This window comes from Paracoccus sp. (in: a-proteobacteria), from assembly GCF_046289755.1.
In the GTDB taxonomy this organism is placed as follows: Bacteria; Pseudomonadota; Alphaproteobacteria; order Rhodobacterales; family Rhodobacteraceae; genus Paracoccus.
This window is the reverse complement of sequence record NZ_JBKBVD010000002.1, coordinates 102,976-115,772: the sequence shown is the minus strand read 5'-3', so window position 1 is coordinate 115,772 and position 12,797 is coordinate 102,976. Positions and strand designations below refer to the sequence as shown.

Genomic DNA, 12,797 nt, shown 5'->3' with positions numbered 1-12,797 from the left:
CATGACGCGCAGCCGCGCCACCGCGGCAGCTTTCCCGCGGCGGCCGCAGGGCCCCGTCCGCAGGCATGGTTCAGCATGCGCAGGGTCGTGCTGTACGGCATGCTTGTTCTGGTCGCCTTCAGCTATCTTCTGCCGCTTTACGTGATGCTGATGACCTCGCTCAAGGACATGTCCGAGATCCGTCTCGGCAACCTGTTTTCCCCGCCGGTCGAGATCACGTTCGAGCCCTGGGTCAAGGCATGGGCCGAGGCCTGCACCGGAATCCGGTGCGACGGGCTTTCGGCGGGCTTTGGCAATTCGGTCAGGATCCTTGTGCCATCGGTTCTGGCCTCGGTGGCCGTGGCGTCGGTCACGGGTTACCTGCTGTCGATGTGGCGGTTTCGCGGGTCCGAGATCTTCTTCAACATCCTGCTTCTGGGTGCCTTCATCCCCTATCAGGTCATGCTCTACCCGCTGGTGGTCCTGCTGCGCGAACTGGGGCTTTACGGTTCGATCGGGGGGCTGGTGCTGGTGCACACCATCTTTGGCATGCCGATCAACACACTGCTGTTCCGCAACTACTTTGCCAGCATCCCGGCGGATCTGTTCAACGCGGCGCGGGTGGATGGCGCGGGGTTCTGGGCCATCTTTCTGCGCATCATGCTGCCGATGTCGCTGCCCATCTTTGTCGTGTCGCTGATCATCCAGACCACAGGTGTCTGGAACGACTTCCTCTTTGGCATGGTCTTTGCGCGACCCGACACCTACCCGATGACGGTCCAGCTGAACAACATCGTCAACTCGTTTCAGGGCGTCAAGGAATACAACGTCAACATGGCGGCGACGGTGCTCAGCGGCCTTGTTCCTCTGGCGATCTACTTCTTCTCTGGCAGGCTCTTCGTGCGCGGCATCGCTGCGGGCGCGGTCAAGGGCTAAGAAAGGCATTCCATGAACATGCAGACCACTCTGCCCGAAGCCTCGGTCGCCATCCGCGATCTGGAGCTGACCTATGGCACTCACAATATCCTCAGGCAGCTGAACCTCGACATCCGGCAGGGCGAATTCATCGTGCTGCTGGGGGCCTCGGGTTGCGGCAAATCCACGCTGCTGAACTGCATCGCCGGCCTGCTCGACATCACCGGCGGGCAGATCTTTATCGGCGGGCGCAACGTGACATGGGCCGAACCCTCGCAGCGCGGCATCGGCATGGTGTTTCAGTCCTACGCCCTTTATCCGCAGATGTCGGTGCGCGGAAACCTGTCGTTCGGCCTGAAGAACGCCAAGGTTCCCAAACCCGAGATCGAGCGTCGCGTGGCCAAGGCCGCCGACATCCTCCAGATCGGCCCCCTGCTGGAGCGCAAGCCCGCAGCGCTGTCGGGCGGCCAGCGCCAGCGCGTGGCCATTGGCAGGGCGCTGGTGCGCGATGTGGATGTGTTCCTGTTCGACGAGCCGCTGTCCAATCTGGACGCCAAACTGCGGGTCGATCTGCGGGTCGAGCTGAAGCAGCTGCATCAGCGGCTGAAAAACACGATGATCTACGTGACCCATGACCAGATCGAGGCGATGACGCTGGCCGACCGCATCGCGATCATGAAGGACGGCGTGATCCTGCAGCTTGATACCCCCGATGAGATCTACAGCCGCCCGGTCAACAAATACGTGGCGGATTTCGTGGGCTCGCCCTCGATGAACTTTCTGGCGGGCCGGATCGAAAGCGGCATCTTCGTTCACGGCGAAAACCGCATTCCCCTGACCGGATACCAGACCGTCGGCGGCGATCTGGCCGATGGCGAGGTCTGGTTCGGCTTTCGCCCCGAACATGTGGTGACCGGCAATGATCCGGCCCCCTTCACCGTCGAGGTCACCGCCGATCTGGTCGAGAAGATGGGCGCCGACACCGTCGTCTGGACCAGCCTGTCGGGAACCCCGGTCCGCATCCGGCTGGATGGTCGCGCCCGGATTGCGCCCGGCGACCGGCTTGCGCTGGGGATCAACCCCGCCACCGCCTCGCTTTTCGACAAGACAACCGAAGCCCGCCTCTGACGCCCCGACACCAACGGACACCGGCACAGACTGGCAAATTGACTTCCGCGCTGCGGAAGAAGGATGGACCTATGACTGAATTCTCCTATCAGCTTTTCAGCTCGCGCAACTGGCCGCTGGCGGACACGACCCGCATGATCGCGGATCTGGGCTATACGCAGGCCGAGGGATATGGCGGGCTTTATGCCGATCTGCCTGCGCTGAAGGCCGCGCTGGACGATGCGGGCCTGACCATGCCCTCGGGCCATTTCGCCCTCGATATGGTCGAGGATGACCCGGCCCGCGTCATCGGCATCTGCCGGACATTGGGCACGTCGATGGTGTTCGTGCCATTCATCGGCCCGGATGCCCGGCCCCTTGATGCGGCGGGCTGGACCACCCTTGGCCAGCGGCTGGAAGCCGCGGCAGGACCGCTGATCGAGGCGGGGCTGCTGGTCGGCTGGCACAACCATGCCTTTGAATACGCGCCCCTGCCGACAGGCGAATTGCCGATGGACATCCTGCTTGCGGCGGCCCCTTCGCTGAAGGTCGAGCTGGATGTGGCATGGGTCGTGCGGGCCGGTCTGGACCCGGTGGCCCAGATCCGCAAGCTGGGCCGCCGCATCGTCGCCGTGCATCTGAAAGACCTCGCCCCCGAGGGTGAGAAGACCGACGAGGGGGGCTGGGCCGATTTCGGCACCGGCACAATGGGCTGGGACCAGATCATCGCGGCGATCCGCGCTGACACGGCAGCGACGGTGTTTGTGGCCGAGCATGACCAGCCCTCTGACCACAGCCGCTTTGCCGCCAGGGCGATCGCCAACGCCCGCGCATTCTGACCAAAGGAAGACGAATATGACCAGGATCGGCGTCGGCATCATCGGATGCGGCAATATCTCGACCAGCTACCTCACCCAGGCCCCCCGCTTTGCGGCGCTGGACATCCGGGCGGTGGCAGACATCAATATGGAGGCGGCGCGCACCCGTGCCGCCGAATATCCCGGCATCCGCGCCCTGACGGTGGACGAGCTGCTGGCGGCAGACGACATCTCACTGGTGCTGAACCTCACCATCCCCTCGGCGCATTTCGCGGTGACGAAACGCATTCTGCAGGCGGGCAAGCACGCCTATTCGGAAAAGCCCGCGGTCCTGACACTGGATGAGGGCAACGAGCTGCTGGCCCTGTCGGCGGCCACCGGCCTGCGCGTGGGATCGGCCCCCGACACATGGATGGGAGGCTCTCATCAGGCGGTCCGCGCGGCGCTGGATGCGGGGCGCGTGGGGCAGATCACGGCGGGCACCGCCTGTTTTCTCAGCCCCGGCATGGAAGGCTGGCATCCGAACCCCGATTTCTTCTTTCTGCCCGGCGGCGGGCCGATGCTGGATATGGGCCCCTATTACGTGGCCAACCTCGTGCAGCTGCTGGGACCGGTCCGCCGCGTGGCCGCGCTGGCCAACAAGGGCCGCGACACGCGCGTCATCGCCTCCGAGCCGCGCCGGGGACAAGAGATCCCGGTCAGGACACCGACCAATATTCAGGCGCTGCTGGAGTTCCGTTCGGGCGCGACCATCACCCTGATGACCAGCTGGGATGTCTTTGCCAGCAAGCAGACCAACATGCAGCTTTACGGTACCGAAGGCGCGCTGTTTGTGCCCGATCCCAACTTCTTCGGCGACCAGCCCGAAATCGCGGGCCGGGACGGCGTGATCACGGCCCTGCCCGTCGGGAACCACCCGTTTGCCGGCACCAACCGGACCTTGCGCAACGGACGCGAGGTGGCCGACTACAGAACCGCCGGTCTGGCCGACATGGCGGCGGCGATCGTGGGCAACCGCCCCCATCGCTGTTCGCTGGAATTCGCGCTGCACGTGGTCGAGGTGCTGAATGCGACCCTGACCTCGGGCGAAGAAGGGCGGTTCATCCAGATGACCACCACCTGCGACCGCCCCGCCGCCCTGCCCCCGGAGGCGGCAGAGGCGCTGCTGGGCCACGCGGCGGTCGCCGCCGAATGATGCAGGCATGGCCCCGCCGGACGGGCGGGGCAACCCCGATGCAAGGATCAGCACCATGACCGAATTTTCCCCCGAAGACCGTCTTCTGATTGCGCGTGCCGGTCTTGTCGCCACCGCTGCGGCCTTTCCCGCCGATGTCGCCTTTGGCCTTGCGACCGCGCGCGGCTATCGCGCCACCCTGACCGCCCCCTCTGACCCGATGGTGATCGCGTGGCCCTTTGGCGCCGACGAGGTCTTTGCCCATGCGGGCGCCTGCGCAGAAAAGGAATAGCACAATGTCCCTGACCGACCTGACCATCGCCGAGGCCTCGGACCTGATCGCACGCAAGGCGCTGTCGCCGCTGGACTATGTCGATGGCCTTCTCGACCATGTCGCGCGGGTTGGCCCGGCACTGGATGCCTTTGTTTCGCTGGACCGGGACGCGCTGCGCGACGGCGCCCGGCGGGCCACGGCCGAGATCGCGGCCCGCGGCCCGCGCTCGGCGCTGCATGGCATCCCCTTTGGTGCCAAGGACATCATTGATGTGGCGGGCAGCGTGACCACCTGCCATTCGCGCATCGCCCCCGATCGTCCCGCCGGGGCGGATGCCGCCTGTGTGGCGAACCTGCGCGCGGCGGGCGCGCTGCCGATGGGCAAGCTGGCGACACTTGAATTCGCGCTTGGCGGACCCAGCTTCGATCTGCCCTATCCGCCCGCCCGCAATCCCTGGGACCGCGAGCGGTTTACCGGAGGCTCATCCTCGGGGTCCGGGGCGGCGGTGGCCGGGCGGATGATGCCTGCCGCGCTTGGCTCGGACACCGGCGGGTCGATCCGCAACCCCGCCGCGACCTGCGGTCTTGTGGGGCTGAAGCCGACCTTTGGCCTTGTGCCGGTCGAGGGCGTCTTTCCGCTGGCCCCCACGCTGGACCATATCGGGCCGATGACGCGGACCGTGCGCGACAATGCCCTGATGCTGGAGGGTCTGACCGCGGCACCGGGCCGCTATACCGCCGCGCTGAACCAGCCCCTGCGGGGCCGCCGCATCGGCTATATCCGCCATTTCCACACCGAGGATCACATCGCGCATCCGGATTTCACCGACGCATTGGACGCCGCCGTGGCAGTGATGCGCGCCGAGGGGGCAGAGGTGACCGAGGTGCGCTTCATGCCGCTGCGGGTGCTGGACGCGGTTCTGGGCACGATCATGTATTCCGAGGCGGCGACGGTGCATCAGCAGTGGCTTCAGACGCGCCCCGGCGATTACGGCCAGATCACGCGCGAGCGGCTGATGGCCGGGATGTTCCTTGGCGCCACCGACTATCTTCAGGCGCAGCGCCAGCGCATGGCGATCCGCCGCCTGCTGGACCAGGTTCTTGCGCCGTTCGATGTGCTCATCTGCGCCAATGCGATGGACCCGGCCTCGCGTCTGGACGATCAGCAGGATGTCGATTTCACCTTTCCCCGGCAGGCCCGCCGCGCCTTCAACATGACGGGCCATCCCGTACTGGCGGTCATGGCCGGGCTGTCCGCGCAAGATCGGCTGCCCCTGTCGATGCAGCTGATCGGACGGCATGGCGATGAGGCGTCGCTCTATTCGGTCGCGGCCGGGTATGAGAGGGCGACCGGCTGGCCCGCGCATCGCCCCGATCTGGAGCGGCTGGCCCACTGGACCGCTTCGGCGCGCGCGGCGGCCTGAGCGACGGACGACGGCAAGGTCATGGCCCCAACCGACGACGCGCCTCATCCCGCCCGGCACCGGGCGGCGCAACTGCTGGGCATGCTGCTCTGGGCGCAGAACCTGCAGCACTTTCTCTGGCCTGTCGACGGGCTGCGCCTCGTCGCAAGCCTGTTGCTGCTGCCCTATATCGCCCTGACGCTGTATCAGGCGCGCAGTCTGGCGCGACGCGTCGCGGTGGTCTGCTCGGTCGTCATGGTTCTGGCGCTGGCCAGCGGCGCGCCGCTGTCATCGGTGCTGGACGGGCTGGGCTTTGTGCTGATCTTCATGGCCTTCCTGCCGACAATCGGGCTGGTGCGCGGGCTGTTCGACATCCTGCCGGGTCTGACACGCGTGATCGACCAGATCGCGGTGGCCTCGGCGGCCAGCCGCAATCAGGCCATCCTCGTGGTCTCGCATATTCTGGGCGCGCTGATGGCGGTCGGCGCCATGGCGGCCGCGATCCCGATGTATCGCGGCGTGCACGAGCCGGTTCTGCGCCGCGAGGGCGGGCTTCTGGCGGTTCGTGGCATCAGCCTGTCGTTCCTGTGGACCCCGTTCACGGTTGGCATGGGGTTTGCCGGGGCGCATTTCCCGCAGATGCCGCTGTGGCAACCGATGCTGACCGGCATGGGGCTGAGCCTTCTGGGGCTTGCGCTGACATGCCTGCGGATGGAGCGGGGCGATCTGGCGCAGATCACCTCGATCGCGCGCAAGGTTCTGCTGCCCGTGATCCTGCCCGCCGCCATTCTGGTGGCTCTGAACGCCATGACCGGGATGAACAGCCTGTCGCTGGTCTGCCTTGTCATGCCCGTCCTGTGTGTCATTGCGCTGCTGGCGCTGCCCGCCCCGGCAGGTCTGCGGGCGGGACGGCTGCGCGGGCTGGCACGGGTGGGCCGGATCGAAAGCGGCGCGCTTGGCGGCGAAATTCTGCTGCTGGCCAGTTCGGTGAGCATGGGCATCGTGGTCAGCCAGAACCCGGCCTTTGTCTGGGGGCTGGCCCATCTGGGGCTGGCCGGGCAGTCGCCGCCCGCCGTGTTTGCGGTGCTGACCGTGCTGGTCCTGCTGTGCTCGCTGCTGGGCTTTCACGCGACGGTGACGGGGGCCGTGGTCGTGGCCATCCATTCCGGTCTGGGCGATCAGCCCGGCGATCTGGCCATCGTGACCCTGCTGCTGTTTGGCTGGGCGGGCGGCGCGATGCTGTCGGCCTCGTCGATGCTGACGGTGCTGGCCACGTCGAATTTCGGGCTGTCGCTGCGGCAGGTCGTCTTTGGCCGCAATCTGCATTTCATGCTGCTGCTGGGGGCGATCATGGTCGGCCTCTACTGCGCATTCTACGCCTCGGGGCTGGCCTGACCGCCCCGAAAGAGACCCGCCCCAAATGGGCGATGCGAAAGGAACGTGAATGAAAACCCTGCAAGGCCCCGGCCTGTTTCTGGCCCAGTTCATGGGCGATCAGGCGCCCTTCGACACCCTGCCCGGCATCGCGGGCTGGGCCGCCGGTTGCGGCTATCAGGGCGTGCAACTGCCCACGCATGACCTGCGCTTTCTGGATCTGGCGCGCGCCGCGACCTCGGACAGCTATTGCGATGAGGTCAGGGGCAGGCTGGCCGAGGCGGGCGTCACCCTGACCGAGCTGTCGACCCACCTGCAAGGGCAACTGGTCGCGGTGCATCCCGCCTATGACACGCTGTTTGACGGCTTCGCGCCGCAAGCCCTGCGCGGCAGACCCGCCGCGCGGGCCGAATGGGCGGCAGAACAGGTCAGACTGGCGCTGTCGGCCTCGCGCAGGCTGGGTCTGACGGCGATGGCCACATTTTCGGGCGCGCTGGCCTGGCCCTATCTTTACCCTTGGCCGCAACGCCCTGCCGGGCTGGTCGAAGAGGCGTTTGACGCGCTTGCCCGCCGCTGGCTGCCGATCCTGAACCATGCTGAAGATTGCGGTATTGATCTCTGCTACGAGATTCATCCGGGCGAGGATCTGCATGACGGCAGCAGCTATGAGATGTTTCTGGACCGTGTCGGCGGCCATGCGCGGGCCTGCATGCTGTTCGATCCGTCGCATTACGTGCTTCAGCAACTGGACTATCTGGCGCATATCGACATCTATCACGACCGCATCCGCATGTTCCACGTCAAGGATGCCGAGTTCAATCCGACCGGGCGTCAGGGCGTCTATGGCGGCTATCAGCCCTGGGCCGACCGGGCGGGCCGGTTCCGCAGCCCCGGTGACGGGCAGGTGGATTTCGGCGCGATTTTCGCCAAACTGGCGCAGTATGATTTTGCGGGCTGGGCCGTGGTGGAATGGGAATGCTGCCTGAAGCACCCCGAGGACGGCGCACGCGAGGGCGCCTCGTTCGTGCGCGATCACATCATCCGCGTCACCGACCGCGCGTTCGACGACTTTGCCGGGGCAGGCACCGACCGCTCCGCCAACCGGCGGATGCTGGGGCTGGAGGCCGGGTGATGACGCCGATCCGCCTTGGAATGATCGGTGGCGGACAGGGCGCCTTTATCGGCGCGGTCCACCGCATGGCCGCGCGGCTTGACGGGCAATATGTTCTGGTCGCGGGCGCCCTGTCGTCGGACCCGGCCCGCGCGGTGGCCAGCGGTGCCGGACTGGGGCTGGACCCGGCCCGCTGCTATACGGATTTCGTCGCCATGGCCGGGGCCGAGGCCGCCCGCCCCGATGGGGTCGAGGCCGTGGCGATCGTCACGCCCAACCACCTGCACGCCCCCGCCGCCCGCGCCTTTCTGGCGCGCGGCATCCATGTCATCTGCGACAAGCCGCTGACCGCGACGCTGGACGAGGCCCTTGCCCTGACCGCCGAGGCGCAGGCGGCACGCGCGCATTTCGTCGTGACCTATACCTATTCGGGCTATCCGATGGTGCGGCAGGCCCGGCAGATGGTGGCGGATGGCGCGCTTGGCCGGATCCGGCTGGTGCAGGTCGAATATGCGCAGGACTGGCTGACCACGCCGGTCGAGACGCAGGGCTCGAAACAGGCCGAATGGCGGGCCGATCCGGTGCGGGCCGGGCTGGGCGGCGCCGTGGGCGACATCGGCACCCATGCCTTTCATCTGGCGCAATTCGTCAGCGGGTTGCGGGTCGAACGCCTTGCCGCCGATCTGGCCGCCTGCGTGCCGGGCCGGGTGCTGGACGACAACGGCCATATCCTGCTGCGCTTTGAAGGGGGCGCGCGCGGGATGCTGTGGTGCAGTCAGGTGGCGCCGGGCTTTGCAAATTCGGTCCGCATCCGCATCTTCGGGGAAGATGGCGGGCTGGACTGGTGCCAGGACGACGCCAACACGCTGCGCCATACGCCGACGGGCGAGGCGACCCGCCTCATCACCCGTGGCGGTCCGGGCGCAACCCAGCCCACACGCGTTCCCGCAGGCCATCCCGAGGGCTATATCGAGGCTTTCGCGTCGGTCTATGCCGATGCCGCCGCGCTGATCCGGGGCGGCGCCGCCCCTCACCTGCCGCTGGTCGCAGAGGGCCGTGACGGCGTGGCCTTTGTGGCGGCCGCCGTCGAATCCTCGCGCCGGGACGCGGCCTGGGTCTCGCTTGCGGACCGCATCGCCACCCATATCTCACAGTGAACCGGTCAAGGAGCCCGTCATGCACGACCACCCCCACGATCATTCCGAACTGTCCGATTTCGAGCTGCGCATCCGCGCGCTGGAAACCATCCTGACCGAAAAGGGCTATGTCGAGACCGCCGCGCTGGACCGCATCGTCGAGTTGTTCGAGACCGAGATCGGGCCGCGCAACGGCGCGGCGGTGGTGGCGAAAGCCTGGGCCGATCCCGACTTTCACGAATGGCTGATGCGCGACAGCACCGCGGCCATTGCGTCCCTTGGCTATACCGGGCGGCAGGGTGAACATATCATGGTCTGCGCCAATACCCCCCGGACCCACAACATGATCGTCTGCACCCTGTGTTCGTGCTATCCATGGCCGGTGCTGGGCCTGCCGCCGGCATGGTATAAATCGCGCGCATACCGCGCCCGCTCGGTCAGCGAGCCGCGCGCCGTTCTGGCCGATTTCGGCGTGACCCTGCCCGAGGACACGCAGGTTCAGGTTTGGGATTCCACCTCCGAGATGCGCTATATGGTGCTGCCGATGCGGCCTGCCGGAACCGACGGCTGGTCCGAGGCGGAACTGGCGCGGCTGGTGACCCGTGACAGCATGATCGGCGCCGGGCTTGCCCTGTCGCCCGAAGATCTGTCGCCCGAAGACCTGTCGTCTGCGGATCGCGCCTCCGGGGGGCTGACATGAACGGCCCGCATGATCTGGGCGGGATGCACGGCTATGGCCCGCTGCGCCCGGCAGCGGATGAGCCCGTCTTTCACCGCCCCGGTGAGGCGCGGCTGTTTGCGATCGTGCAGGCCATGGGCGCGGCGGGCCTGTGGAACATCGACTCGTCGCGCATGGCGATGGAAAGCCTGCCGCCCTCGACGTACGAAACACTGGATTATTTCGACCGCTGGCTGGTGCGGGCCGAGCGGATGTATCAGGACCACGGCCTTGTCACACCGGCGGATCTTGTGGCCGGGCAGATGGTCGATCCGGCCCGCCCGGTCAAAGACCGGCTGACGCGTGCCGGGGTGGATCGCGCCTATGCAACGGGCGCCTCGTCGATGCGGCCCTGTGACCGGCCTGCGCGCTTTTCGCCCGGTGACCGGGTCCGCACGGTGCGGATGAACCCGCCAACCCATACACGGCTGCCCCGCTATGCGCGCGACAAGCCCGGCGTGGTGGTCGCGGCCTATGGCGCGCATGTCTTTCCCGACAGCAGTGCCATCGGCAAGGGCGACGACCCGCAATGGCTGTATGCCGTGCGGTTTGACGGGCGCGATCTGTGGGGGCGCGACGCCGAGCCCGGCAGCGCCGTCATCGTTGACTGCTGGGACCCCTATCTTGAACCGGAGGCCGCCGAATGACCCTCGCGCGTGACATCTTTGACACCCTGCCGCAGCCGCATTTTGCCGAACCCTGGCAGGCCAAGGCCTTTGCCATGACCGTGCGCCTGCACGAGCAGGGGGCCTTTGCATGGCCCGAATGGACCGAGACATTCTCGGCCCAGATCCACAGCCGCCCCGGCGAAACCGATCTGGCGGATGTGTATTTCACCCAATGGCTGACCGCGCTGGAAACCCTGCTGGCGCGCAAGGGATTGACGGATGCCACCCAGCTGCACCGCGCGCGTCACGCCTGGGAACATGCCGCGGCGCGCACGCCGCATGGCCACCCGGTCGAACTGACGGCGCAGGACTTTCCCGAATGATCCATCAGGGTCGCGCAGTCTGCGGGTCCTCGACCAGAAACTGCCTGTCCGGTCCGCTTGGCGCCCGGGCAGATGCACATAAACCCCGCAGTACATTTTTTTGCACAATCTGCATCCCGCTGGCGATTTACCTTCCCGCTTGATCCCTCAATTCCTTGGCCGACACAGCCTGAGTTCACGCGATCTCGGCTGACAAGACCGAAGGGACAGACATGACATTCAATTCTCAGGGGATCTCGCGCCGCTCGCTGTTGTCGATGATCGGGGCCGTGGCCGGTGCCGGTGCCATGTACAGCGCCATGAGCACGATGGGGCTTGCACAGACGTCAGGGTTTGCGGGGCGGCTGGATCTGCAAGGCGATGTGCAGGGCACACGGGTCCTGATCCTGGGGGCGGGGCTTGCGGGCATGACCGCAGCCTATGAGCTGCGCGCCGCCGGCTATCAGGTCAAGGTGCTGGAGTTCCGGGAAAAAGCCGGTGGCCGCTGCTGGACCCTGCGGGGAGGCGACAGCTATACCGAACTGGGCGGCGAGACGCAGGACGTGACCTTTGCCGAAGGCAACTACCTCAACCCCGGTCCGTGGCGCATTCCGTCGGATCACTATGCGGTTCTGGATTATTGCAAGCGGTTCGGCGTCAAGCTGGAGCCGTTCATCCAGGTCAATTACAACGCCTATCTGCACAATTCCGACGCCTTTGACGGTCAGCCGCAGCGGTTCAAGGAAATCTCGACCGACTTCCGGGGCCATGTTGCCGAACTGCTGGCCAAGGTCGTCGATCAGCAGGCGCTGGACGCCGACGTGACCGAGGGCGACGCGAAACTGCTGATGGACGCGCTGAAGCGGTACGGCGCGCTGAATGACGACATGGAATACACCACGGGCGAGGCGTCCTCGGCCTTCCGCGGATGGGCCGTGCCCGAGGGCGGCGGCACCACCGGCAAGCCGGAACCCTCCGAGGTGCATCCGCTGTCGGTGATCCTGCAGTCGAACCTGTGGCGCAACCTGACGGCGGGCGACAACCTGCACATGCAATCGACGATCTTCCAGCCGGTCGGCGGCATGGACCAGATCGCGCAGGCCTTCCAGCGCGAGACCGGCGATCTGATCACCTTCGGCGCCAAGGTCACCCGCATCCGCCACGAGGGCGACACCGTCACCGCGACATGGATCCCCTCGGGCGGTGGCGAGGAACAGACCGAGACGGCGGATTACTGCATCTGCACCATCCCGTTCTCGATCCTGGGCCAGATCGACCATGATTTCTCGGGGCGCATGTCGGGCATCATCGACAGCATGTACTATGCCTCGTCCTTCAAATGCGGGCTGGAGTTCAAGCGCCGCTTCTGGGAGCAGGACGAGCATATCTATGGCGGGATCAGCTATACGAACCTGCCGATCTCGCTGATCTCCTATCCGTCGTCGGACTATTTCAGCGACGGGCCGGGCGTGCTGCTGGCGGCCTACAGCTGGGGCGCCACGTCCTATCAGTTCAACGCGCTGCCGCCGGCTGACAGGATCGAGGCGGTGCTGGACTATGGTAGCCAGATCCATCCGCAGTACCGCGACGAATTCCTGTCCGGCGTCACGGTCGCCTGGCATCGCGTGCCATGGGTGCTGGGCTGCTATGGCATCTGGAAGGACCGCGAGGCCGATTACATGGACGCGACCGTGATGGATGGCCGCACGCTGATGGCGGGCGAGCACATCTCTTACCTGCCGGCCTGGATGGAGGGCGCGATCCTGTCGGCGCTGGACGCCGTCGAACGCCTGCATGCCACCGTCACCGAAGCCTGAGG

General features: G+C 66.4%; 13 protein-coding genes. All 13 read left to right on the top strand.

Annotated elements, in window-relative coordinates; translation table 11 throughout:
• Positions 1–75 precede the first annotated feature (75 nt).
• The 13 genes from ACK41U_RS01350 to ACK41U_RS01290 all read left to right on the top strand — a co-directional run bounded on the left by ACK41U_RS01350 (position 76) and on the right by ACK41U_RS01290 (position 12,795).
• A complete protein-coding gene (locus ACK41U_RS01350) occupies positions 76–915 on the top strand; it encodes a carbohydrate ABC transporter permease (RefSeq protein WP_409674873.1) in 840 nt (279 codons plus the stop codon).
• Positions 916–927: 12 nt separating this feature from the next.
• Positions 928–2,022 carry an ABC transporter ATP-binding protein gene (locus ACK41U_RS01345; protein ID WP_409674772.1) on the top strand — a complete coding sequence of 365 codons (1,095 nt, stop codon included), beginning with the start codon at positions 928–930 and terminating at the stop codon, positions 2,020–2,022.
• Positions 2,023–2,093: 71 nt separating this feature from the next.
• The gene (locus ACK41U_RS01340) at positions 2,094–2,840 is read left to right on the top strand and encodes a sugar phosphate isomerase/epimerase family protein (protein WP_409674769.1); all 747 of its coding nucleotides are present in this window, start codon (positions 2,094–2,096) and stop codon (positions 2,838–2,840) included.
• Between the two features lie 16 nt (positions 2,841–2,856).
• The gene (locus ACK41U_RS01335; RefSeq protein WP_409674766.1) at positions 2,857–4,014 is read left to right on the top strand and encodes a Gfo/Idh/MocA family protein; all 1,158 of its coding nucleotides are present in this window, start codon (positions 2,857–2,859) and stop codon (positions 4,012–4,014) included.
• A gap of 55 nt (positions 4,015–4,069) precedes the next feature.
• Positions 4,070–4,285, top strand: a complete 216-nt coding sequence (locus ACK41U_RS01330; RefSeq protein ID WP_409674763.1) for a hypothetical protein — start codon at positions 4,070–4,072, stop codon at positions 4,283–4,285.
• 4 nt (positions 4,286–4,289) lie between these two features.
• Complete coding sequence (locus ACK41U_RS01325) at positions 4,290–5,690, top strand: amidase (RefSeq protein WP_409674761.1); 1,401 nt, start codon at positions 4,290–4,292, stop codon at positions 5,688–5,690.
• Between the two features lie 21 nt (positions 5,691–5,711).
• Positions 5,712–7,064, top strand: coding sequence for a hypothetical protein (locus ACK41U_RS01320; protein ID WP_409674758.1), 1,353 nt, complete (start codon positions 5,712–5,714; stop codon positions 7,062–7,064).
• Positions 7,065–7,113: 49 nt separating this feature from the next.
• Positions 7,114–8,175 carry a sugar phosphate isomerase/epimerase family protein gene (locus tag ACK41U_RS01315; protein WP_409674755.1) on the top strand — a complete coding sequence of 354 codons (1,062 nt, stop codon included), beginning with the start codon at positions 7,114–7,116 and terminating at the stop codon, positions 8,173–8,175.
• The gene (locus tag ACK41U_RS01310; protein ID WP_409674752.1) at positions 8,175–9,311 is read left to right on the top strand and encodes a Gfo/Idh/MocA family protein; all 1,137 of its coding nucleotides are present in this window, start codon (positions 8,175–8,177) and stop codon (positions 9,309–9,311) included. Before ACK41U_RS01315 ends, ACK41U_RS01310 begins: the two co-directional genes overlap by 1 nt.
• Before the next feature lie 19 nt (positions 9,312–9,330).
• Positions 9,331–9,990: a nitrile hydratase subunit alpha gene (nthA, locus tag ACK41U_RS01305; RefSeq protein WP_409674749.1), complete on the top strand. Its 660-nt coding sequence runs from the start codon at positions 9,331–9,333 to the stop codon at positions 9,988–9,990.
• On the top strand, positions 9,987–10,655 hold the full coding sequence (gene nthB / locus ACK41U_RS01300) for a nitrile hydratase subunit beta (RefSeq protein WP_409674746.1): 669 nt from the start codon (positions 9,987–9,989) through the stop codon (positions 10,653–10,655). The genes nthA and nthB overlap by 4 nt, the downstream gene beginning before the upstream one ends.
• A complete protein-coding gene (locus ACK41U_RS01295; RefSeq protein ID WP_409674744.1) occupies positions 10,652–10,999 on the top strand; it encodes a nitrile hydratase accessory protein in 348 nt (115 codons plus the stop codon). The genes nthB and ACK41U_RS01295 overlap by 4 nt, the downstream gene beginning before the upstream one ends.
• A 212-nt stretch (positions 11,000–11,211) precedes the next feature.
• Positions 11,212–12,795: an NAD(P)/FAD-dependent oxidoreductase gene (locus ACK41U_RS01290; RefSeq protein ID WP_409674741.1), complete on the top strand. Its 1,584-nt coding sequence runs from the start codon at positions 11,212–11,214 to the stop codon at positions 12,793–12,795.
• Positions 12,796–12,797: the final 2 nt, after the last annotated feature.